Here is a 23065-nt window from a genome sequence, read left to right on the forward strand (position 1 = left end):
TGGCCCTGACAACTCCTACCACGGCGACAACCACGGTATGCGAGTCGCCATCGTCACCGAGTCCTTCCCACCCGACGTCAACGGAGTGGCCCACTGCGCGCTGCGCACGGCCGAGCACCTCATCCGGCGCGGCCACCAGCCGCTGGTCGTAGCCCCCGCCGGACCGCACGACCAGGACAACGGGCAGGACCCCTGCCCGGTCGTCCGCGTCCCCTCCCTGCCGCTGCCCGGCTACCCGCAGGTGCGGGTGGCGCTGCCCAGCCGGCGGACCGCCGCCGCCATCACCGCCCACCGGGCCGACCTCGTCCACCTGGCCAGCCCGTTCATCCTGGGGGTACGGGGCCTCGCCGCCGCCACCCGGCTGCGGATACCGGCCGTCGCCGTCTACCAGACCGACCTGGCCGGATACGCCAAGACGTACCTGAACACCGGAGAGGCCGCCGCCTGGCGCCGGATCCGCGCCGTGCACACCGCCGCCGCCCGCACCCTGGCCCCGTCCTCCGCCTCGGCCGCCGCCCTGGCGGCGCAGGGCGTACCGCGGGTCCACCTGTGGCAGCGCGGAGTGGACTCGCTGCGCTTCCACCCCGCCCACCGCGACGAGGAACTGCGCCGCGAACTGGCCCCCGACGGCGAGCTGATCGTCGGCTACGTCGGTCGGCTGGCCGCCGAGAAGCACGTCGAACTGCTCGCCGAGACCTGCGCGCTGCCCGGGATCAAGGTGGTGATCGTCGGCGACGGACCCAGCGCCCCCGGCCTGCGCGCCGCGCTGCCCGGCGCCGCCTTCCTCGGCCGCAGGACCGGCGACGACCTCGCCCGCATCTACGCCTCGCTCGACGTGTTCTGCCACACCGGGCCCTTCGAGACGTTCTGCCAGACCGTCCAGGAGGCCATGGCCTCGGGTGTCCCGGTGATCGCCCCCGCGGCGGGCGGCCCGCTCGACCTGGTCGACCACGGCCGCACCGGCCTGCTGGTGCCGCCCGGCGACGCCCACGCGTTCGGCGCCGCCGTCCAGCTGCTGCACGCCGACGCCGGACTGCGGACCCGCTACGGCCGGCTCGGCCGCGCCGCGGTCGCCGACCGCACCTGGGAGTTCGTCGGCGACCAGCTCCTCGACCACTACGCGCAGGTGCTCGGCGAGCGCACGGCGGCCGTCGCATGACCGCCGCCGACACGCTCCGCCGCGCGCCCGACGCCGAACAGGGGCTGCGCATCGTACGGCTGGCCAACTTCGTCACCCCCGTCTCCGGCGGCCTGCGCACCGCGCTGCGCCATCTCGGCGAGGGCTACGCGGCGGCCGGCCACGAACCCGTCCTGGTCGTTCCCGGACCCGAGGCATCGGACGAACTCACCCCGCAGGGGCGGGTGATCACCCTCCCCGGGCCGGAGATCCCCGGCAGCGGCGGCTACCGCGTACTGGCCCGCCGCGGCCCGGTCGAGGAGGTGCTCGACGCCCTCGGGCCGGACCGGCTGGAGGTCTCCGACCGCACCACCCTGCGCTGGACCGGCGAGTGGGCCAGACGGCACCGGGTGCCCGCCGTGATGGTCTCGCACGAGAGCGCCGACGGCGTGCTCGGCACCTGGGGCCTGCCGGCCGCCGCCGCCCGGCGCGCCGCCGACGGCCTCAACCGCCGTACCGCCCGGGCCTACTCCCGGGTGGTGTGCACCACGGCCTGGGCGGCGGCGGAGTTCGAACGGATCGGCGCCCGCAACGTCGTCCGCGCGCCGCTCGGCGTGGACCTGGACACCTGGCACCCCCGCTTCCACGACCCGCGGGTGCGGGCACGGTACGCGGACGGCGCCGCCGTGCTGCTGGTCATGTGCTCCCGGCTGTCCCCGGAGAAGCGCCCGGAGACCGCGCTGCGCACCCTCGCCCGGCTGCGCGACCAGGGCGTGGACGCCGCGCTCGTGGTGGCGGGCGAGGGGCCGCTGCAGGCCCGGCTGACCGAACGGGCCGCGGCCGCCCGGCTGCCGGTCACCTTCCTCGGCCACGTCGCCGCCCGGCCCGACCTCGCCGCGCTCCTGGCCTCCGCCGACGTGGTGCTGGCCCCGGGCCCGGTCGAGACGTTCGGCCTGGCCGCCCTTGAGGCCCTGGCCTGCGGCACCCCCGTGGTGGTCAGCGCGCGGTCGGCACTGCCCGCGTTGATCGGCACGGCGGGCGCCACCGCCGACACGACGGGCGAATACGCCGGCGCCGTCCAGCGCCTGCTCGCCGCCCCCGTCGAGCTGCGCCGGACGAGGGCCAGGACCCGCGCCGAGCTCTTCACCTGGCCGGCGGCGGTGGACGCCTTCCTGACCGCCCACCGGGCGGCGCCGCTGACCGCTCACGGGGCGGCCGGCGCCGAGGCGAGGCCGACGGCCTGGTGAGACGGCGGGCAGCGGAGGCGGCGGCGGGCGGCCCGCTCGCGCCCCTGGGGCCGCGGCCCGCCGGCCGGGGCGCACCCGTCCTGCGCGAGGGCGCTTCGAGGCCGTCTCCGGCCGGGACCGGGCGGTTTCCCGTCGCGGCCGGCGGTCCGGCGGTCCGGCGGTCCGGCAGGACTCAGGACAGCCTTGGCGCGCGGATCAGTACGAATCGGATGCGGGTGCCCGGCGGCGACTGGGCGGCGGCCGGGAGGGCGTACTCCGGGACGACGCCGATCACCGGGTAGCCGCCGGTGGTCGGATGGTCGGCGAGGAATACCACCGGGCGGCCGTCAGGGGGGACCTGGACCGCGCCGAGCACCATTCCCTCGCTGGGCAGTTCACCCGTCCTGGCCCGTTCCAGCGGCGGGCCGGCCGTCCGCAGGCCGATCCGGTTGGAGGCGGGGGAGACCGTGTAGCCGCCGGTGACAAGGGTGGTGAGCGCCCCGGCCGTGAACCAGTCGTCCCGCGGTCCCGGGGCGATCGGCAGGATGAGTTCGGGGCCGCTTCCGGGGTACGGCTCGGCGTCGGCCGCCGCGACCGGACCGTACGCGTCGCCGATCGGCAGTTCGTCGTCCGCCGCGAGCGGCGCGGGCCCGAGCCCGGACAGCAGATCCGTGGACCGGCTGCCGAGCACGGGTTCGACGGCGACACCCCCGGCGACCGCCAGGTAGCTGCGCAATCCGCGGGTCGCCGCTTCGAGTTCGACCACGGCCCCGGCAGGCACCCGCACCGGCGCGCCCCAGGCCGCCGGACGGCCGTCCACCCGCACGCCGCACGCCGCGCCCGTCACGGCGACGACCGCGGCCCGGGAGACCCGCACCGCGCACCCGTTGACGGTGGTCTCCAGGCAGGCGGCACCTGCCGGATTGCCGACCAGCCGGTTCCCGAGCCGGTACGCGGGCCCGTCGAGCGCCCCGGATCCCGGCACTCCCAAGTGCGCCTGGCCGCGCCGCCCCTCGTCCTGCACGGTGGTCAACGCCCCGGCGCGCAGCACCCGCAGCATCCCGCTCATCGCGGCACCTCCCACGACCGGTGGAAGCCGGCCGGTCGGCCCGGCGGCCGGCGGCGGGACGCAGGAACGACCCCCGGGTCCGGCCGGGGCGCCCCGCCGCGCGGCGACCGTCCCGGCCGTGAACGGGCCCTGCCCGGGGACCCGTTCGGCGCCGGGCAGCGCGGGGCGGAAATCCGCGGCGGGCGGCCGTACCGCGGCGCGCTCACCGGGACACCGCCACGAAGCGCACCTCTGTGCCGGGCGACAGCAGCGCGGCCGGCTCGCGGTCCGGCACCCACAGCGCGGCGTCCGTCGTACCGATCACCTGCCAACCGCCCGGCGACGAGCGGGGATAGACCCCCGCGTAGGGCCCGGCCAGGGCCACCGAGCCGGCCGGCACCGCGGTACGCGGGGTGTCGCGGCGCGGTACGTGCAGGTGGTCGGGCAGCCCGGTCAGATACCCGAAGCCGGGCGCGAACCCGCAGAAGGCCACCCGGAACGGTGTCCGGGTGACGATGGCGGCGGCCTCGTCCGCCGGCACGCCCCACCGCGCGGCCACCTCGGCGAGATCCGGGCCGTCGAACCGTACCGGCAGGTCGAGCGCGCTGCCGCGGCCCCGTTCCACCGGTGGCACCCGCCACCCGGCGAGTGCCTCGGCGAAGGCCCGCGGCTCGGCCAGCCCGCAGACCAGCACCGTACGGGCGGCGGGCACGATCTCCGTCACACCGGGCAGTTCGCCGGCGGCCCGGCGGCGCAGCAGTTCGGCGTGCAGCGCCTCGGCCCGTTCACCGCTGCCGGTCTCCACCAGCACGGCCGACGCGCCCGCGGCGCGCACCCGGTAGCCCACCGGCGACTCGTCATCCGACATCTGAACCCCCGAACTCCTCCGGTACGCGGGAACGGCCCGCTGCCGACCGGCCCGTCAACGTCATGCCCATCTGCGCCCGTTACGTGAACGCCGCCACCCGCAGGCCCGCCGACTCCAGCGACCGCCGTACCCGGCCCGCCAGTTGCGCGGCACCCGCGGTGTCCCCGTGCACGCACAGCGAACGGGCCGCCACCGGCACGGCCTCGCCCGTCACCGCGGTCACCAGCCCCTCGCCGGCGATCCGCACCGACCTGTCCACCACCGCGTCCGGCGCCTCGATCACCGCGCCCGGCTCGCGCCGCGAGACCAGCGTGCCCGCCGCCGTATACGCGCGGTCCGCGAACGCCTCGCTGACCGCGTCGAGTCCGGCCCGGGCCGCCGCCGCCAGCAACCGCGAGCCCGGCAGGCCGAGTACCGGCAGCCCGCCCGCGAGCAGCACCCCGTCCACCACGGCCGCGGCCTGCTCCTCGTCGTGCACGGCCCTGTTGTAGAGGGCGCCGTGCGGCTTCACATACGTCACCGCCGTACCGGCCGCCCGCGCGAAGACCTGCAACGCGCCGATCTGGTAGGCGACTTCGGCCGTGAGCTCGTCCGGCGGCACGTCCATGGCGCGCCGCCCGAAGCCGGCCAGGTCGCGGTAGGAGACCTGGGCGCCGATCCGGACCCCGCGCTCGGCGGCCCGCTCGCACACCCGCCGCATCGTCGCCGGGTCGCCTGCGTGGAAGCCGCAGGCGACGTTCGCACTGGTCACCACGGACAGCAGCGCGTCGTCATCGGTGAGCCGCCAGCGGCCGAAGCCCTCGCCGAGATCGGCGTTGAGGTCGATGACCGCGTCCGGCCCCGGACCCGTACCCGTCATGATGATCCGCCCGTCGCCTCGCTCTGGTGTCCTGGCGCTGCCCTGGTGCCCTGGTCTCATGGTGCCGCGTCCGGGCCCGCCGCGCGATCATGACACTCGCGCGGGCGTGCCCGCCCCGTGCCGGTCCGTGCCGTTTCGTTCGTTGTCGGCGGCACCGCCTAATGTGTGGGGCGTGACCACCACGATCCCGTACTCGCTGCCGGGCGCCGCCCGGCCGGCCCCGGGCCCCGCCGCGGACGAGGGCCTGGCCCGCCGGCTGAAGGCGCTCGCCTGCACCGCGCCGCTGCACGACCTCGACACCCGCAAGGCCAACCTCGCGGGCGAGTACTCGGTGTACGCGATGGCGGAGGTCGCGCTCGCCGCGATCGACCTGGTCACGCTCAACATGGACTTCGACACCGGTGCCGACCACGACCAGATAGTGGCCAGGCTGCTGCCCCGGGTCGCCGCGCAGGCGCCGGGCCGGGCGTACGCCGAGCACGAGCGGGTCGCCCGCTGGGTGCTGGAGAACCTGATCAACGTCGGCAGCGCCGACCGCGGATTCCGCGCGGTGTACGGCACGTTCGGCGCCGACGGCGGCTATGTGCGGCGCGACTACGACTTCAAGCTGATCGAGGAGGTGCCGGGACCCGGCGGCACGGTCTACCTGCGCACCACCGACGAGGCGGTCAACGTCCTGGTCGGCGCGCTCGACACGGACGTCACCAGCGCGCAGATCGCCGCCGAGGTCAAGCTGGAGGTGCTGATCAGCCGCGGGCGGCTGGCCGACGCGCAACTCGCCGCGGAGCAGGCGCGCTACCGCACCGTGCAGTACGCCGAGACGCTGCGCCGCACCCTGGAGGCGACCCGGCGCAATGTGCGGGCCGTGGACTGGCTGCGGCAGGTTCCCGACATGATCGCCGAGGCGCTCGACCACGTCGCCGACCGGTACCGGCACGAGAACGCGATCCTCACCAACATCCGCAAGGCGCGGGACGAGGCGGAGGAGCCCGAGCACAAGCGGCGGGCGGCCGAACTCGTCGACATCGTCAAGGACTGCATCAGGCGGCACACCCAGCTGCAGTCCCGGCTGCTGGAGGCCGGCCCGCTGTTCCGGGCCGAGCAGGACCGGCAGGCGTTCGCCGCGCCGCCCGCCCGGGCCGGGCTCGACCTGTACGGGCAGCTGGTGGTGCCGGTGCTGCCGATCGCGGTGGAGCGGGCGTCACGGGTGACCGACGCGTTCTTCGCCAGAGGCGCCGGGTTCCGCACACCAGCCGCCGTACGGGTGACGGACCTGGTCGAGCTGCTGCTCACGCCGCCGCTCGAACGGGAGCACCTCGGGGCGGAGATGCCCGAGCCCGACCTCGTCGCCACGCCGGACGACAGCCGCTTCTCCGAGGAGCAGCTGGACACCGCCCTCGAACTGCTCGACCTGCCGCACGACGCGCCCCGCCGGCTGTCCGGGCTGCTCGCCGAGGCCCGCAGGCGCGACCCCGACCTGCCGCACCTCGTCGCGCTGCTCGCCATCCACGCGGCCTCGCCGCCGATCGGCACGGCCCACCGCCAGGGCGAGCCCCACGTCCTGTTCGCGGTGGACGACGGCACGCCCCTGGAAGACCCCGACTTCGGCGGCGCCGACCTGATCCTCGCCCCCGCCCGGCTCGACCCCGCGGCGCCATGACCCCGGCCGCCCGCGGACACCGGGCTCCGCCACCCCGATCCGCCGCAAGGGCGTGGCACCCACCGGCAGCAGACCAGGCACGGCCGCAGGCCGACCCGACAGGCCCGACAGGAAAGAGGGTGACGTGAACGAGTACGGCGACGTGGTCGAGGAGAAGCCGGGGGAGACCGCCCCCGCCCTCACCCCAGGCGACGCGGCGGACGCCGCCCGCCTCGTCGGGATGGGCCTGCAGCCCAAACTGCTGCCCGCCCGCGACGTGGAGTACGCCGACCTGATCCGGCGGCACCGCGAGGACCCCGCCTTCGCCCGGATCGCCGACGCCGTCGCCGCCGGCCTCGGCCTGATCGTGCTGGAGGTGTCGCCCCGGGCAGGCATGGCCCTGGCGGCGGCGGAAGACTCCGTCTTCGCCGTCCGGATGGGCGACTACGCCCGCCGCGCCGCCTCCGACGCGGGCGACCGCTTCCTGCACGGCCTCGCCCACCTCGGCACCGCCGCCCTCGCCTTCCCCCGCCCCGAGGACCTCGCGGACGACGGCTACATCGGCCGGATCACCGTGCACGGCGTGGACGCCTTCGTCCGCCAGGCGTGCCGCCGGCTGGAGGAGCGCGCCGACGAGACCGGCGAGAACACCGACCCGGCCAGCGACGCCCCCGGCCTGGAGGCGGCCTGGCGGGTCTACACCCGGCGCAGCGCCACCGGCGCCACCAAGGACGCCCGCAGGCTGGCCAGTTCCACCACCGGCATCATCGGCAAGGCCGTCGCCTTCCTGGTCGACTCCGGCTTCCTGCAGCGCACCGGCGACGAGTCCGGCGGCACCTACCGCACCACCGCCCGCTACCAGTTGCAGGTCCGCGACATGGCGGGCAGCGCGGCCATGGCCGAACTCCTCGACCTCGGCATCGTGCCGGTCGGCGACGGCAGCGCCAGCCTGGTGCCCGCCGCGTCCGATGACGGCCACGACCTGGCGGCCGACGCCGGCCTGCCGTTCCACACCCCCTCCTGAGCTACGAGAGTCCGCTGATGTACGAGCTTTCCCGACTCCGCCTCTACTCCATCGGGCCCGCGGGCGCGCGGTACGCCGACACCGTGCTCGACCTGCGCGGTGTGGGCGAACCGGTGCCGCAGCCCGCCCCGGCACAGGGCGAGTTCTTCGCCGACGAGCCGGCCGGGCCGCCGCGCCGGCCCGCCCCCGCCGGGGTGCTCTTCCTGGAGAACGGCGGCGGGAAGTCCGTCCTGCTCAAGCTGATCTTCTCGGTGATGCTGCCCGGCCACCGCAACACGCTGGGCGGCGCCAGCTCCGGCGTGCTGCGCAAGTTCCTGCTCGCCGAGGACTGCGGCCATGTCGCGCTCGAATGGCAGCACACCATCACCGGCGAGCTCGTCGTCGTCGGCAAGGTCAGCGAGTGGCGCGGCCGGCAGGTGTCCTCCGACCCGCGCAAGTTCGCCGAGGCCTGGTACTCGTTCCGGCCGGGCCCCGGCCTGAGCCTGGACTCGCTGCCGGTCGCCGAGGCGAGCACCGTACGGCCGCCGGTCGAGGGCGTGTCGGGAGCGCGGGGCCGGCGCCGCACGATGAAGGGCTTCCGGGACGCCCTCACCGAGGCGGGGAAGGCGTACCCGCACCTGGAGGTGGCCTGGGAGGAGATCCACGACCGGTGGAACGAGCACCTCGGCGACCTCGGGCTCGACCCCGAACTCTTCCGCTACCAGCGGGAGATGAACGCCGACGAGGGCGAGGCGGCCGGCCTCTTCGCGGTGAAGAAGGACTCCGACTTCACCGACCTGCTGCTGCGGGCCGTCACCGACACCCGAGACACCGACGGCCTCGCCGACCTGGTGCACGGATTCGCCGGCAAGCTCGGCCGGCGCGCCGAGCTGACGGCGGAACGGGACTTCACCGGCGGCTCGCTCGACCTGCTCGAACGCATCGTCGAAGGCGCCGCCGCCCGTGACGAGGCGCGCGGCGTCCACGCCCAGTCGGAACGCCGCACCCGTGCGCTGGCCCGCAGGCTCACCGCCCGCGCGCAGCAGGAACGCGGCCGGGCCGAGGAGCTCGGCGGGCACATGGCGCGCGCCGCGCACGCGGTGACCGACGCCGATCAGGCCCGCGCCGGGAGCGGGCTGATCGCCGCGGAACTCGCCTACCGGCACGCGTCGCTGGCGCTGGCCGCCGCCGACAAGGGCGCGGCCGGGCTGCGCCGCGAGCTGATCGACGCGCGGACGCTGCACGCCGCCTGGCAGACCGCCGAGACCGTGCTGCGGCAGCGCGCCGCGGGCGACCGGCTGGCCCGGGTCACCGCGGCCATCCGCGAGGCCGAACGGGACGCGGCCCCCGCACTCGCCGCCCGCACCACGGCCGCCGCCGACCTCGTACGGGCCCTGCACGCCGCCGCCGCGCGCGCCGAACAGCAGGCCGACGAGGAGGAGGAGCGGTCCGCCGCGCTCCAGGAGCGGTCGGAGACCGCGCACCGCGACGCGACCGACGCGGCGACGGCCGCGCAGCGCGCCCGCAGCGAGGGCGGCCACCTCGGGCAGCGGCTCGCCGAGGTCGAGCAGGAGACCGCGGAGGCGGTCCAGGCCGGCTGGCTCGACGACTCCGCGCCGGACTCCGACCCGGCCCGCGCCGCTCTCGCCGCGTCCGACGCCGAACGCGCCGCCGCGGCCATGGCCCGCACGGCGGCCGAAGCCGCCCGCGACGCCGCCGCCCGCGCCCGCGACGCCTCCGCCGCCGAGGCCCGCGCCGAACTCGCCGCGGCCCGCGCGGCCGACGCCCTGAGCACGGCGGAGTCCGCCCACACGGCGGCCACGGTGGCCGCGACGTCGGTAGCCACCGACCCCCGCCTCTCCGCCCTCCTCAGCCTCCCCGCCGCCGTTCCCCCGGCCCGCAATCCGTCCCCGGCGACTTCCCCGTCTGCCGCCGGGAACGGTCCGGGCGGCGACACCGCCACGTCCGTCCAGGCCCCGGGCGTGCCCGGCGATCATGACGTCGCCTCTGCCGACTCCCCGCCCTCGTCCGGCCATGGCGGCCTCACCGCCCGCGTCCCCGGGCCGAGCACCGCCCCGGCCCCGTCCGGCACCGGCGGGCGTCCGGGCACCGCGACCTCCGCCGCCGACGAGCCCGCCACCGTTCACGAAGCGACCGGTCAGGACGCGGATCCCGCGGCCGGGAGCATCATCGGGCGGCAGCGGCGGGCCGGCAGCGGGGTGCTCAGCGCCGATGAGCTCGACGGGTTCGCCGAGCCGCTGCGGGAGCTGCTCGACGGCGCGGTCGCGGCCGCCGAGCGGCAGCTCTTCGAGCTGCGGACCGCCGCCGCGGACGACACCCGGATCCTGGGCGCGCTCGGCGACGGCGGCCTGCTGCCGCCAGGACCCGACGTGCTGGCCACCGTGGAGTACCTGGGCGAGCACGGGATTCCCGCGCTGCCCGGCTGGCGCTACCTCGCGCAGGCCGTCGACCCGGTGGACCACGCCGTGGTGCTCTCCGCCCGGCCCGAGCTGGTGGACGGGGTCGTGGTCACCGACCCCGACACCTACCAGCGCGCCAAGCAGGTGCTCGCGCAGGCGGCCCTGCTGCCCCGTTCCACCGTGGCCGTCGGTACGTCCGCCGCGCTGCTCGCCCCGCCGCCGGGCGCCGGCGCCGAACGGGACGTCTTCCTCGTCCCGCCGAACCCGGCGATGCACGACGAACTCGCCGCGGACGGCGAGCGGCAGGAACTGCGGACCAGGGCGACCGCCCGCGAGGAGGAGATCCGGGCGCTCGCCGCCCGGCTGGCCCACGACCGGACGCTGGCCGCCGGCCTCGCGTCCTGGCGCGCCGCCTGCCCGCAGGGCCGGCTCGCCGAACTCGCCGCCGACGTCGCCACCGCCAGGGACACCGCGGAGCGGGCCCGCGCCGAACTGGCCGCCCGCCGCGAGGAACGCGCCGCCGCCGAAGCCGCCGCCGCGGAGACCGCCGCGGAGGACGACCGGCGCCGGGCAGCGGCCGAGCAGGGCGGCCGCCGCGCCGACGCCCTCGCCGGCCTGGCCCACCGGCTGCGGGAACGCCTCAGCTGGCAGCGAAGGGCGCGCGAACTGGCCGCCGACGCCGCCGAGTCCGAGGCCCGCGCGGCAGAATGCCTGGCGCTGGCCCGCGCCGCCGACGAGGACCGGCGCGCCGCCCAGCGCGGCTCCGACGACGCCCGCCGCACCGCCCGCGTCCTGCGGGCGGAGCGCGCCGACATCGCCGGCGCCCCCGAGGAGGGCACGGACGGCGGCACCGAGGCGCCGTCCGCCGAGTCGCTGCCCGCGCTGCGCGAGGCGTATCACGCGGCCTCACAGGTGTACGAGCAGGTCGGCGTCGGCGCCGACCTGCGCGCCGAGCAGGCCCGCGCGGAAAGCACCGAGAACGCCGCACTGGCCGAGCTCGAACGCCTCACCAACAAGGTCCGCACCCGCGCCGCCCAGCTCCTCCAAGGCCCCGACGGCGCCGACGGCCCGTCCCGGCAGGCCGCCGCGGCCCGCGCCGAACAGCTCGTACAGACCCTGGAATCCCGCGCGTCCACCGCCAGCGAGCAACTGGGCCGGCTGCGCGGCGAGGCCGAGCGGCTCGCTCCGGCCGGCGGCGGCACGCACACCGAGCTGGCCGCGGAGCTGCTGCCGCGCGACGCCGAGCACGCCCAGCAGCTGCTGCGCGCCGCCAACGCCGAACTGGCCTCCCGCACCGACGCGTTGGAGGTGGCCACGGCCGCGCACGCCGACATCGTGCACTCCCACCGGGCCGCCGAGGACGCGGCCGGCGGCTTCGACGAGATCGCCGCGATGCTCCGCGACCTGCTGCGGGAAGGCGCCCAGCAGGCCGCCGCGCCCGACGAGGAGCCCGAACCGTATCCGGGCAGTACGGAGGAGGCCCGGCAGGCCGCCACCGAGGCCCGCCGCGCCCTGCGCAGTTGTGCCGCCGATCTGTCCACCGCGGAGAACCGGCTCCGCGACGCCGGCGACGTCCTCGTCCGGCACGCCAACTCCGTGCGCTACGAGCAGGTCAGGACGCCCGCCAGGCAGCAGATCAGGGAACTGCCCGGTGCCGCGCTGCCCGAGCACGCGGCGGCCTGGGCCGCGGCCTTCGCCCCCCGGCTGCGGGTGCTCACCGACGAGCTCGGCCAGCTGGAGCGCAACCGCGACAGCATCGTGGACCGGCTGCGCGGCCTGGTGGAGTCCTCGCTCGCCACCCTGCGCTCGGCCCAGCGGCTGTCCAGGCTGCCCGAGGGCCTCGGTGAGTGGTCGGGCCAGGAGTTCCTGCGGATCCGGTTCGAGGACCCCGACCAGGCGGTGCTGAGCGAACGGCTCGGCGAGGTGATCGACGAGGCGACCAGGTCGGCCGTGCGGAAGAACTCCGACCTGCGCCGCGACGGCATGAGCCTGCTGCTGCGCGCGGTCGCCGCCGCCCTGGAACCGCGCGGCATCGCCGTGGAGATCCTCAAACCCGACGCGGTGCTGCGCGCCGAGCGGGTGCCGGTCGGGCAGATGGGCGACGTCTTCTCCGGCGGCCAGCTGCTCACCGCCGCCATCGCCCTGTACTGCACGATGGCCGCGCTGCGCAGCAACGACCGCGGCCGCGACCGGCAGCGGCACGCCGGCACGCTCTTCCTCGACAACCCCATCGGCCGCGCCAACGCCACCTACCTGCTGGAACTCCAGCGGGCGGTGGCCGACGCGCTCGGCGTCCAGCTGATCTACACCACCGGCCTGTTCGACACCACCGCGCTGGCCGAATTCCCGCTGGTGGTGCGGCTGCGCAATGACGCGGACCTGCGGGCCGGGCTGAAATACATCAGCGTCGAGGAGCACCTGCGGCCCGGCCTGCCGGTACCCGACCCGCACGGCGAGCAGGTACACGGAGAAATCACCGCGACCAGGATGTTCCGCCGCCCGCCCGAACCGGCTTTCGAACCTGTGTCCGGTCAGTAGTTTCAGGTGTCCGGTTATTGCCAGCGGTGAATTCACCGCCCTCCGGTTACCGCCCGGTTGTCACCTACCGGCCGCCCGCCGGTCAGACGCCGTGCAGATGCCGGAGTATCCCATGGCGGCGTCCGCGGCTTTCCCTGGCCGCCGTCCGGGCGGCCCGGCGCGCTCTGCGGCGCTCCCTGCGCAGCGCCCGGGCCGCGCTGCTCGGGCTGGACACCACCCCGTTGCGCTGGTTCCACACCTGCCGGGTCACCCACACGTCCAGCACCGACCAGGTGGCGACCACGCTGGTCAGGATGGTGAACAGCATCATCGGCGCGGACAGCAGCGAGTGCCCGGCCGCCATCAGCGCGGCGATCACCGCCTCTATCAGTGCCACCGAAACGATCAGCACCGCCCGAACCGCCGCGGCCCGCACCGGATCGGGCATCCGCGGGGTCGGGACGGTCTCCTGCTCCCATACCGTGTCGCGTTCGAACTCCATACAAGGTGGCTGCCCCGAAAGTTGGTGATGCATTCCGGGGTACGTTTCGGCGCAGACCTGCCCAACCCACCGGACGCGCTTTCGAGTTACCCCGGATGCAGTAGTAGGCTCGCGCCGTTTAAACGCGACAGACGCCCCCGCACGGGGGAGACGTTGGGGAGGCCATGCGCTTTCGCGGTACGACGATCCGCCGGAAGATCGTGGCGCTGCTACTGATCCCTCTGGTGTCACTGACCGTCATCTGGGGTTTCGCCGCCACCATCACGATGCGTGCGGTGCTGGACCGGCCGGACATCCAGCGGGTGGTGGACGATGTCGCCTACCCCACCGAGGGTGTGGTGCAGGCGATCCAGCGCGAGCGCAAGCTCGGGCTGCTCTACGTGGCCGACCCCAATGACTCCGAGGCCCGGATCGCCTACGACAAACAGCAGCAGGCCACCGACACGGCCATCGCCCAGATGCGTACCCGGATCGCCTCGAGCGGCATCCGCGGCTCGCTGGACAAGCTCTCGGCCGACCGGCTGGACGACTTCCTCGACACCGTCGGCGGCGTGACCTCGCTGCGGCAGCGGATCAACGCCGGGCACGTCGCCCGCAACGACGCCTACGACTCGTACAACAGCCTGGTCACCCCGGCGTTCAACCTCTTCGACCAGCTCAACCCGCTCGACGACGTGACGCTCGACAGCCAGCGCCGCGCCGTCGTCGGACTGAACAAGGCCGGCGAGGACGCCAGCCGCGAGGACGCGCTGATGTCCGCCGCGATCAGCACCGGGCACATGAGCGCCGCCGAACTGCGCTCCTTCACCTTCGCCGTCGCCCAGCGGCGCAACTACTTCGACGACAACCTCAAGACGCTGCCGGCGGACGAGCGCGCGCCCTACGACACGTACTGGCAGGGCGACGGCGGCAAGAAGTTCCTGGCCGCCGAGAACGCGATCACCGCGAGCAGCGCGACCGGCGCCCCGCTGGTGGCCGCCCACCTGTCCTGGCCCTCGGTCGCCACGGCCTCGATGACCGACATCGGCAAGCTCAACGCCGCCGCCTCGGTGCGGTTCGGCAAGCACGCCAGGCCGCTGGCCACCACCACGATCATCCAGGCCGCGTTCGTCGGCGGACTCGGCCTGATCGCCGTGATCGCCTCGCTGTTCGTCTCGGTACGGATCGGCCGCAGCCTGATCCGCGACCTCACCGGCCTGCGCCGCGAGGCCCAGGAGGTCTCCGGCACCCGGCTGCCGCGCGTCATGCGGCGGCTGTCGGCCGGCGAACAGGTCGACGTGGAGACCGAGGTCCCGCGGCTGCAGTACGCGGACGACGAGATCGGCCAGGTCGGCAAGGCACTCAACACCCTGCAACGCGCGGTGGTCGAGTCCGCCGTCCGGCAGGCCGACCTGCGCAACGGCGTCTCCGACGTCTTCGTCAACCTCGCCCGCCGCAGCCAGGTCCTGCTGCACCGGCAGCTGACCCTGCTGGACGCGATGGAGCGGCGCACCGAGAACGCCGAGGAACTGGCCGACCTCTTCCGGCTCGACCACATGACCACCCGCATGCGGCGGCACGCCGAGGGCCTGGTCATCCTCTCCGGAGCCGCCCCGTCCCGGCAGTGGCGCAAGCCCGTCCAGCTGATGGACGTCGCGCGCGCCGCCATCGCCGAGGTCGAGGACTACGAGCGGATCGAGGTACGCCGGCTGCCGCGGCTGGCCGTCGCGGGCTCCGCGGTCGCCGACCTCACCCACCTGCTGGCCGAACTCATCGAGAACGCGGCGGTGTTCTCGCCGCCGCACACCGGAGTACGGCTGCACGGCGAGCAGGTCGCCAACGGCTTCGTCCTCGAAGTGGACGACCGCGGCCTCGGACTGACTCCGGACGCGCTCCTCGAAGCGAACCTGCGGCTGGCCGAGACCCCCGAGTTCGAACTGTCCGACACCGACCGGCTCGGACTGTTCGTGGTCAGCCGGCTGGCCCAGCGGCACGGCGTGCGGGTCTCGCTGCGGCAGTCACCGTACGGCGGCACCACCGCCGTCGTACTGATCCCGGCGAACCTGCTGAGCGACGCGGGCGACGACACCGGCGGCACCCGGATCGGCGACTTCCCCGCGCCGCGCGCCGCCGAGCCGGCCGCCGACACCGAACACACCTTCCGGCAGTGGGGACTTGACGGCGTCGCCGACGAGTCGCAGAAGGAGCACGCCGCCCACTCCGAGGACCCGGACGCGCTGCCCGGCGTCGGCGACCCGAACTTCGACGGCCCGGTGCCGCTGCCGCGCCGCCGCAGCCGGAGCGCGCCGGTGCTGGTCTCCGACCGCGGCCGGTCCGTCCCAGGACAGCCGGCGCTGCCGGGTGAACAGGCACCGGCGGACCCGCAGATCCCGCCGGCCGGCGGCGCCCCGGCACTCGGCCGCAGCCACCAGCCGGCCCCGGCCGTCCAGCCGGCGCAGGCCGCGTCCGAGACGCCGCCGGGCGCGCCGCAGCCCACCGCGCGGACCGGCGCCGTACTGCCCCGCCGGGTCCGGCAGGCCAGCCTGGCACCGCAGTTGCGCGCCGACGCGGCCAGGGAGGCCGCCGAAGCGGCCGGGGACTCCGGCGGCAGGGAGAGGTCCGCGGACGAGGTCCGCGACCGGATGGCCTCACTCCAACGCGGCTGGCAGCGCGGCCGTCGACTGGCCGACTCTCCGCCAGTTGACGACGACCCATCGACATCGGTACCGAGAACGACACCTGAGGGGAACGGTCGATGACCGCACCATCGAACCCGACACGTGAGCTGAGCTGGCTCCTCGACGACCTGGTCACCCGCGTCGCCAGTATCCGCAAGGCACTGGTGCTGTCAGGGGACGGACTGGCCGTCGGTTCCTCCGAAGGACTGACCCGCGAGGACTCCGAGCACCTGGCCGCGGTCGCCTCCGGCTTCCACAGCCTGGCCAAGGGCGTCGGACGGCACTTCGACGCCGGGCGGGTCCGGCAGACGATGGTCGAACTGGACGAGGCGTTCCTGTTCGTGACGGCCGCGGGCGACGGCAGCTGCCTCGCCGTGCTGACCGACGCGGACTCCGACGTCGGCCAGGTCGCCTACGAGATGGCCCTCCTGGTCAAGCGGGTGGGCGTGCACCTGGGCAGCGCGCCGCGGGGCGCCGGTGGCACGGCGCTCAGCGGCTGAGCCGAGATGACAACGGGGTGACTGGCGACATGAGTTCCGAATCGAACCGCTGGTACGACGACGCGGCAGGACCGGTGGTACGGCCCTACGCCATGACGCGTGGTCGGACCAGCCATGCCGCCGAGAAGAAGATCGACCTGATCGCCCTGGTGGTGACCGAGGCCGACGTGGGCGAGCCGGGCGCGCAGGATGACCAGACACTGTCACCCGAGCACCTGGACATCGTCGAGCGCTGCCAGGTGCAGGCCACCTCGGTGGCCGAGCTCGCCGCCGACCTCGACCTGCCGGTCGGGGTCGTCAGGGTGCTCGTCGGCGATCTGCTGGAGGCCGCGCACGTGCACATCCACGCGCCCGTGCCGCCGGCCGAACTGCCCGACGAGAGCATCCTGCGCGAGGTGATCAACGGGCTGCGCGCGCTGTAGGCGCCGGCACCGGACGGTGATCCCGTCCGGCCGGCGCTCCGAGCTCATCCAGCAGGGAAGGGCCGGCCGCACAGGCCGGCCGAGTCCGCACGTACGCAGGGAAGTAGAAGAGACCATGGGCATCCGCTCGGACCGTCGTCGTAAACCCACCGCCGTGGAGCCGGTGGCGCTCAAGCTGCTGGTGGCCGGCGGCTTCGGCGCGGGCAAGACCACGCTGGTCGGCGCGGTGAGCGAGATCCGCCCGCTGCGCACGGAGGAGCCGCTGAGCGAGGCCGGCCGCCCGGTGGACGACCTCGGCGGCGTGGAGGGCAAGAGCACCACGACCGTCGCCATGGACTTCGGCCGGATCACGCTCAACGAGAACCTGGTGCTCTACCTCTTCGGCACCCCGGGACAGGACCGGTTCTGGTTCCTGTGGGACGAGCTGGCGCAGGGCGCGCTGGGCGCGGTGGTGCTGGCCGACACCAGGCGGCTGGAGGACTGCTTCGCCGCGGTCGACTACTTCGAGCGGCGCGGCATACCCTTCACGGTCGCCGTCAACGTCTTCGACGGCGCCGAACTGCACGCGACCGACACCGTGCGCGAGGCCCTGGACCTGGACAAGGGCGTGCCCGTGGTGCTGTGCGACGCGCGGGAACGGGACTCGGCCAAGCGGGTGCTGATCAGCGTGGTCGAGCACGCGGCGCAGCTCGCGGCGGTCCAGCGGGAGCCGGCCGCCACCTGAGCGAGACACCAACCACCGCGGGGCCCGGTCGTGGACGACCGGGCCTTCAGTCTTTCCCGGGCCGGGTGTCGCGGCCGGATCCGCGGCCGGATCCGCGGCCGGATCCGCGGCCGGACCGCGGTCGGTGTCCCGGCCGGATCCGCGGCCGGTGTCTCAGTCGGTGTCCTGGCCGCCGCCGTGCTCGCTCAGCCACTTGGCCGCGGTCTCGGCCAGCTCCACGTCCCGCCCGGCGAGCATGGTGCCGATCATCTTCGCGTCGCCGCGCAGCGACCAGAGCGGGTGCCCGAAGCTGGCCGGGTTGTTCTTCTCGATCAGGAAGTGCGCCGGCCAGGCCGTCCCGTAGCCGATCAGCGGCAGCGCCGCGGCGTACCGGCGGCGGCCGCGGGCCAGCCCGTAGGTGGTCACCGCGAGGCCGGTGAGGGTGCCGAGCGTGTGGACCCAGCGGGTGGCGGCCTTGGAGTGCATCGCCACGTAGTAGGGCCAGAAGTCCTCGAAAGTGCTGAACGTCTGCTTCGCCATTACCGAAGGGTAGCGGCGGGTCTTGCGGCTGTCAGGAGGCCGTGTTACGTTCTTCTCGTATCGAGAAAGACTCGAAGTGAGAATGACTTCGAGGATGGACGGGCAGGCATGTCAGGGGGAGCCGGGTCATGACGAACGCGAAGGACGACGGACAGCGTGAGCGGGAGTTCCTCGCGGAGTACGACCCGCGGGCGTTCGACCCGATCGCGGTCACCGTGGACGTGGTCGCGCTGACGCTGCGGGCCGGCCTGCTGCATGTGCTGGCGGTCGAGCGCGGCGGCCCGCCGTTCGCCGGCCGGTGGGCGCTGCCCGGCGGGTTCGTACAGGCCGGACGCGAGTCGCTCGACGCGGCGGCGGCCCGCGAACTGGCCGAGGAGACCGGCCTCGACGCTGCCGTGCTCGACCGGGTCCATCTGGAGCAGCTCGGCTCCTATGGCGCGCCCGACCGCGATCCGCGCATGCATGTGGTGTCGGTCGCCTACCTCGCCTTCGCCCCCGATCTGCCCGAGGCTCAGGCGGGCAGTGACGCGGCGGGCGCGGCCTGGCTGCCGCTGGAAGCAATCTCCGGCGCGGAGCAACCGCAAACTACGGCCCGGCGTCCCTTTGAGCAGGGTCGGCGGACCGGAATCTACGGGGGTGGTACCGGCCGCCGGCCCCCTGAATCCAGCGCTTCCGACCGGTCGGACGCCGATGCCGCGACGAATGCCGCGAGGAGTGCCGGGCGGTCGGCCGAGGCCGCCGCGAGCGGGGACGAAGAAAGCGGTTTCGCCTTCGACCACCGGCTGATTCTGGCCGACGGTCTGGAACGCGCCCGCAGCCGGATCGAGTACACCCCGCTGGCCACCGCCTTCCTCGGTGAGACCTTCACCATCAGCGAGTTGCGGGCGGTGTACGAGACGGTGTGGGGGGCGCCGCTGCACGCCGGGAACTTCCACCGCAAGGTGCTGTCCGTGCCGGGCTTCGTGGAGTCCACCGGACAGACCGCCTCCCGCGCCGGCAGCCGCGGCGGCCCGCGCGCCCGGCTCTACCGCGCCGGCGACGCCCGTCTGCTGCATCCCGCGCTGCTCCGCCCCGACCGGGAGGAGAGCGTGCGATGACCATCGACGACGGTACGGCGCTCTATGACGGCAGTGCGGTCCACGACGGAACGGCGATCCGCACCTTCGACGAGGCCGTGGCCGCGCTCGGCGGCGGGTTCCCGGCGGATGCCGAAGGCGCGACCAGGCACTACCGGCGACTGGCCCGGCTGCTGCACCCCGACACCGCGCCGCCCGGCCGCACCGACCAGGCCACCGCCGCCTTTGCCCGGCTCACTGCCGCCTGGCACAACCGAGAGGGCGACGCGGCTGATGTGGTGACCAGCCCGCAACGGCAATACCGGCTCGGTGGCACGGTGGCCACCGGTGATCTCGCGGCGCTGCGCAGCGCGCGATACGAGGAGGACGGCGACCGGTGCGATGCCGTACTGAAGATCCCGCTGCGGCCCGGCGACAGCGATCTGATGGAGCATGAGGCGGATGTACTGACCCGGTTGACCACGGTCGGTGAGCCCCGGCACCGGGCGTATGCGCCGACCCTGATCGAGAGCTTCCGGCACCGCGCCGCCGACGGCAGCGAACGCCGGGTCAACGCCCTGGCGCCGCTGGCCGGATTCCACACCCTGGCCGAGGTCGCCGCCGCCCACCCGGGCGGAGTCGATGCACGGGACGCCGCCTGGATATGGCGCCGGCTGCTGACGGCGCTGGGCTGGGCGCACCGGGCCCGGCTGGTGCATGGCGCGGTCTACCCCGAACACGTCCTGATCCAGCCCGAGTTGCACGGAGTGGTACTGGCGGACTGGTGCTATGCCACCGCCATGGGCACCCATATACCGGTGCTGATCGACCGGTACGGGGAGGACTGGCCGCCCGAGATGCGGGACCGGCTGCCCGCGACCGAGGCCACCGACATCCACCTCGCCTCGCGGTGCATGGCCCGGCTGATGGGGGACCGCGCGCCCGGTCCGCTGCGCGCCTTCCTGCGCGGCTGCACCCTGCGCTCGCAGAGCCAGCGGCCGCAGGACGCCTGGCACCTGCTCGCCGAACTCGACGAGGTGTTGGACCGGCTCTACGGCCCGCGCCAATTCCGCCCGTTCAGCATGCCGGCCGCCGGCTGAACACCGGGCCGCACCACCGCACCGCAAGGCGCCGCACAGCACCGTCACTCACCAAGACCCAGCAGGACTCAGCAAGGGGGAACACCATGGGCAGCGGAAGCTGGTCCACCAATGTCTACGACGCCGCCGCGCGCTACCGCGCGGCCTCGGGCGACGGCGCCTTCGCCTACAGCGACCGCGTCACCGCCTCAGCGCCCCGCCACACCTGGCAGGCGCACCCCTCGCTCGACCCGCACGGGCTGACCGTCCGGGAGAGCCGGGACAGCGCCGAGCACCCCAACTCGCTCGCCATCTCCGTTCTGTTCGACGTCACCGGCTCCATGGGCGGCGTGCCGCGGGCGCTCCAGACCAAGCTGCCCGACCTGTTCGGGCTGCTGCTGCGCAAGGGCTACACCGAGGACCCGCAGATCATGTTCGGCGGGGTCGGGGACGCCACCTGCGACCGGGTGCCGCTGCAACTCGGCCAGTTCGAGTCCGACAACCGGATGGACGACGACCTCGGCAACATCCTGCTCGAAGGCGGGGGCGGCGGCCAGATGAGCGAGTCGTACGAACTCGCCCTCTACGCCATGGCCCGGCACACCGCCCTCGACTGCCACGAGAAGCGCGGCCGTCGCGGCTATCTGTTCCTGATCGGCGACGAGATGCCGTACGGCAAGGTCAAGGCCCGTGAGGTGCGGTCCGTACTCGGCGACCAGCTGACCCGGGACATACCGATCACCGAGATCCTCGGCGAACTCAAGCGCCGCTACCACGTGTACTACATCCTGCCGGCCGACACCGCGTATGCCGGGAACCCCGAAGTCCTGGCCGTCTGGCGGAAGCTGCTCGGGCAGAACGTCATCGAGCTCGACGACGTCGACGCGGTCTGCGAGACCATCGCCGTCACCGTCGGCCTCGGCGAGGAGGCCATCGACCTGGCGGCCGGCCTCGCGGACCTGCGTGACATCGGGTCCACCGCGATCGAGTCCGTGGCCAGGGCGCTCGGCTAGCCGCCCCCGATCCATGCCCCGCTCTACCCAGCCCGCGCCCCGATTTCTGCGCATCGCGTATCGCGCAACGGAAGGAGAAGCATGCACACCATCGTGGTGGACCTCGGCTTCGGGGACGCCGGCAAGGGCGCCGTTGTCGATCGGCTCTGCCAGGAGGGCGATGTCGCGGCGGTGGTCCGGTTCAACGGGGGCGCCCAGGCCGCGCACAACGTCGTCACGGCCGACGGGCGGCACCACACCTTCGCCCAGTTCGGCTCCGGCACGCTGCGGGGTGTGCCCACCCAGCTGTCTCGGTTCATGACCGTGGACCCGCTCGCGCTCGCCGCCGAGGCCGACCATCTGCGCTCGCTCGGCGTCCCCGACCCGTACCGGCTGCTGAGCGTCGATCGGGCGGCGCCGCTCAGCACGCCGTATCACGCCGCCGCGAACCGGCTGCGTGAGCAGGCCAGAGGGGCCGAGCGGCATGGCTCCTGCGGGATGGGCGTCGGCGAGTGCGCGGCCTACGCCCTGGCCCACCCGCAGGACGCGCCGACCGTCGGCGACTGCACCTCGCGGCTGCGGCTGCTGCGCCAACTGCGGTTGCTGCGGGACCGGTTGACGGACGAGCTGGGCCGGCTGTCCGTGCCGCCGATCGACGACTGCGCAGCGGCGTATCTCGCCTTCGCGCGGACCGTCCAGCTCACCGACGGCGGCCGGCTGCAGAGCCTGCTGCGGCAGGGCCCGGTGGTCTTCGAGGGCGCGCAGGGCGTGCTGCTCGACGAGTGGCACGGCTTCCACCCGTATACGACCTGGTCCACCACCACCTTCGGCAATGCCGAAACCTTGCTCGCCGAGGCGGGCGCGACGGACGGCGCCCGCCGGCTCGGCGTCGTGCGGACGTACACCACCCGGCACGGTCCGGGACCGCTGGTGACCGAGGACCCGGAGCTGACCCCGCTGCTGCCTGAGCCGCACAACGGCGACGGTCGCTGGCAGGGCGCGTTCCGGATCGGCCACTTCGACGCCGTGGCCCATGCCTACGCGGTCGAGGTGTGCGGGGGAGTGGACGCGCTCGCCGTCACCCACCTCGACGCGCCCGCCCGCAGCAGGGGCCTGCGGATCTGCCGTGGCTACGGCATCGACGGCCGGCTGGTCGAACGGCTGACGCCGGGCGCGGCCGGTGATCTGGACCGGCAGGCCGAGCTGACCGGCCGGCTGCTGCGGGCCCGCCCAGCGCTGTGGGACACCCCGGGTCGTGACCCCCGGCGGTGGACCGAGGCCATCAGCGCGCTGCTCCGCGCGCCCGTCCTCATCGAGTCCAGCGGGCCGACCCGGCAGATACTCAAGAGGGCCGCGGCAGCGGCGATCGGATAGGGTCCGGCCGTGCCCAAGGACTCCCATTGCTCAACCTGCGGCGCCCCGTTCGCCGCCGACGCGGGCTGGCCCCGCACCTGCCCCGCCTGCGGGACCGTCAGCTACCGCAATCCGCTGCCGGTCGCCGTGGCCCTGCTGCCGGTCTCCGACGCCAACGGCACCGCGCTGCTGGTGATCCGCCGCAGCATCGAGCCCCGGCTCGGCCAACTCGCCTTGCCCGGCGGCTTCATCGACTACGGGGAGAGCTGGCAGCAGGCCGTCACCCGGGAGCTGGTCGAGGAGACCGGCATCCAGGCGCCGACCGCCGACGTCGTACTCGCCGACGCGCTCACCGACGAAGTCGGCGGCTATCTACTGCTCTTCGGACTGCTGCCGGTCCGCCCGGCGAGCGAGCTGCCGCCGTCGGCGCCCACCGACGAGACCGAGGGCTACGAGCTGCTGCACGCCCCGGCGGACCTCGGCTTCCCGCTGCACACGACGGCGGTCCGCCGCTGGTTCGAGGGCAGTTACCCGCCCCGGCCCGCATAGAGCCCGGGCAGGACCG

19 protein-coding genes are annotated in these 23065 nt (G+C 74.6%); 14 read left to right on the top strand and 5 right to left on the bottom strand.

Annotation, left to right across the window (positions count from 1 at the left end; genetic code table 11):
- Positions 1-37: 37 nt before the first annotated feature.
- Positions 38-1159 carry a glycosyltransferase family 4 protein gene (locus ACQPW6_RS36765; RefSeq protein WP_433894067.1) on the top strand — a complete coding sequence of 374 codons (1122 nt, stop codon included), beginning with the start codon at positions 38-40 and terminating at the stop codon, positions 1157-1159.
- Entirely contained in the window at positions 1156-2364 is a 1209-nt protein-coding gene (locus ACQPW6_RS36770) for a glycosyltransferase (RefSeq protein ID WP_433894068.1), read from the top strand. Before ACQPW6_RS36765 ends, ACQPW6_RS36770 begins: the two co-directional genes overlap by 4 nt.
- Before the next feature lie 172 nt (positions 2365-2536).
- On the opposite strand, the gene ACQPW6_RS36775 is transcribed toward ACQPW6_RS36770, so the two are convergent.
- The 3 genes from ACQPW6_RS36775 to ACQPW6_RS36785 form a co-directional block, all read right to left on the bottom strand.
- Positions 2537-3412 (bottom strand): biotin-dependent carboxyltransferase family protein, encoded by an 876-nt coding sequence (locus ACQPW6_RS36775; RefSeq protein WP_433894069.1) that lies wholly within the window; start codon positions 3410-3412, stop codon positions 2537-2539.
- A gap of 202 nt (positions 3413-3614) precedes the next feature.
- Positions 3615-4259 (bottom strand): 5-oxoprolinase subunit B family protein, encoded by a 645-nt coding sequence (locus ACQPW6_RS36780; RefSeq protein ID WP_433894070.1) that lies wholly within the window; start codon positions 4257-4259, stop codon positions 3615-3617.
- Between the two features lie 79 nt (positions 4260-4338).
- Positions 4339-5118 (bottom strand): LamB/YcsF family protein, encoded by a 780-nt coding sequence (locus tag ACQPW6_RS36785; protein WP_433894071.1) that lies wholly within the window; start codon positions 5116-5118, stop codon positions 4339-4341.
- A 172-nt stretch (positions 5119-5290) separates the two neighbouring features.
- On the opposite strand from ACQPW6_RS36785, the gene ACQPW6_RS36790 reads away from it, so the two are divergent.
- The 3 genes from ACQPW6_RS36790 (at position 5291) to ACQPW6_RS36800 (ending at position 12718) form a co-directional block, all read left to right on the top strand.
- Positions 5291-6778 carry a hypothetical protein gene (locus ACQPW6_RS36790; RefSeq protein WP_433894072.1) on the top strand — a complete coding sequence of 496 codons (1488 nt, stop codon included), beginning with the start codon at positions 5291-5293 and terminating at the stop codon, positions 6776-6778.
- Positions 6779-6902: 124 nt separating this feature from the next.
- Positions 6903-7781, top strand: coding sequence for a hypothetical protein (locus tag ACQPW6_RS36795; RefSeq protein WP_433894073.1), 879 nt, complete (start codon positions 6903-6905; stop codon positions 7779-7781).
- 17 nt (positions 7782-7798) lie between these two features.
- A complete protein-coding gene (locus tag ACQPW6_RS36800; RefSeq protein ID WP_433894074.1) occupies positions 7799-12718 on the top strand; it encodes a hypothetical protein in 4920 nt (1639 codons plus the stop codon).
- An 82-nt stretch (positions 12719-12800) separates the two neighbouring features.
- Here the strand turns inward: ACQPW6_RS36800 and ACQPW6_RS36805 are convergent, their stop codons facing one another.
- Positions 12801-13199, bottom strand: coding sequence for a hypothetical protein (locus ACQPW6_RS36805; RefSeq protein WP_433894075.1), 399 nt, complete (start codon positions 13197-13199; stop codon positions 12801-12803).
- Positions 13200-13363: 164 nt separating this feature from the next.
- On the opposite strand from ACQPW6_RS36805, the gene ACQPW6_RS36810 reads away from it, so the two are divergent.
- The 4 genes from ACQPW6_RS36810 to ACQPW6_RS36825 all read left to right on the top strand — a co-directional run bounded on the left by ACQPW6_RS36810 (position 13364) and on the right by ACQPW6_RS36825 (position 17502).
- Entirely contained in the window at positions 13364-15937 is a 2574-nt protein-coding gene (locus ACQPW6_RS36810) for a sensor histidine kinase (protein WP_433894076.1), read from the top strand.
- Positions 15934-16356 carry a roadblock/LC7 domain-containing protein gene (locus tag ACQPW6_RS36815; protein WP_433894077.1) on the top strand — a complete coding sequence of 141 codons (423 nt, stop codon included), beginning with the start codon at positions 15934-15936 and terminating at the stop codon, positions 16354-16356. Before ACQPW6_RS36810 ends, ACQPW6_RS36815 begins: the two co-directional genes overlap by 4 nt.
- A 29-nt stretch (positions 16357-16385) precedes the next feature.
- The gene (locus tag ACQPW6_RS36820) at positions 16386-16778 is read left to right on the top strand and encodes a DUF742 domain-containing protein (RefSeq protein ID WP_433894078.1); all 393 of its coding nucleotides are present in this window, start codon (positions 16386-16388) and stop codon (positions 16776-16778) included.
- Positions 16779-16893: 115 nt separating this feature from the next.
- Complete coding sequence (locus ACQPW6_RS36825) at positions 16894-17502, top strand: GTP-binding protein (protein ID WP_433894079.1); 609 nt, start codon at positions 16894-16896, stop codon at positions 17500-17502.
- A gap of 153 nt (positions 17503-17655) precedes the next feature.
- On the opposite strand, the gene ACQPW6_RS36830 is transcribed toward ACQPW6_RS36825, so the two are convergent.
- Positions 17656-18021, bottom strand: a complete 366-nt coding sequence (locus ACQPW6_RS36830; RefSeq protein WP_433894080.1) for an Mpo1-like protein — start codon at positions 18019-18021, stop codon at positions 17656-17658.
- A 128-nt stretch (positions 18022-18149) separates the two neighbouring features.
- Here ACQPW6_RS36830 and ACQPW6_RS36835 point away from each other — a divergent pair, with 128 nt between their 5' ends.
- From ACQPW6_RS36835 to ACQPW6_RS36855, 5 genes are all read left to right on the top strand, one after another.
- Entirely contained in the window at positions 18150-19118 is a 969-nt protein-coding gene (locus tag ACQPW6_RS36835; RefSeq protein ID WP_433894081.1) for an NUDIX hydrolase, read from the top strand.
- Positions 19115-20176 (top strand): molecular chaperone DnaJ, encoded by a 1062-nt coding sequence (locus ACQPW6_RS36840; protein WP_433894082.1) that lies wholly within the window; start codon positions 19115-19117, stop codon positions 20174-20176. Before ACQPW6_RS36835 ends, ACQPW6_RS36840 begins: the two co-directional genes overlap by 4 nt.
- A gap of 86 nt (positions 20177-20262) precedes the next feature.
- A complete protein-coding gene (locus ACQPW6_RS36845; RefSeq protein ID WP_433894083.1) occupies positions 20263-21168 on the top strand; it encodes a hypothetical protein in 906 nt (301 codons plus the stop codon).
- Positions 21169-21249: 81 nt separating this feature from the next.
- Positions 21250-22521, top strand: coding sequence for an adenylosuccinate synthetase (locus tag ACQPW6_RS36850; RefSeq protein WP_433894084.1), 1272 nt, complete (start codon positions 21250-21252; stop codon positions 22519-22521).
- 9 nt (positions 22522-22530) lie between these two features.
- Positions 22531-23049, top strand: coding sequence for an NUDIX domain-containing protein (locus ACQPW6_RS36855; protein WP_433894085.1), 519 nt, complete (start codon positions 22531-22533; stop codon positions 23047-23049).
- The last annotated feature ends 16 nt before the right edge of the window (positions 23050-23065 follow it).

Source organism: Streptomyces sp. CA-111067 (assembly GCF_050956065.1).
Classification (GTDB): Bacteria; Actinomycetota; Actinomycetes; order Streptomycetales; family Streptomycetaceae; genus Actinacidiphila.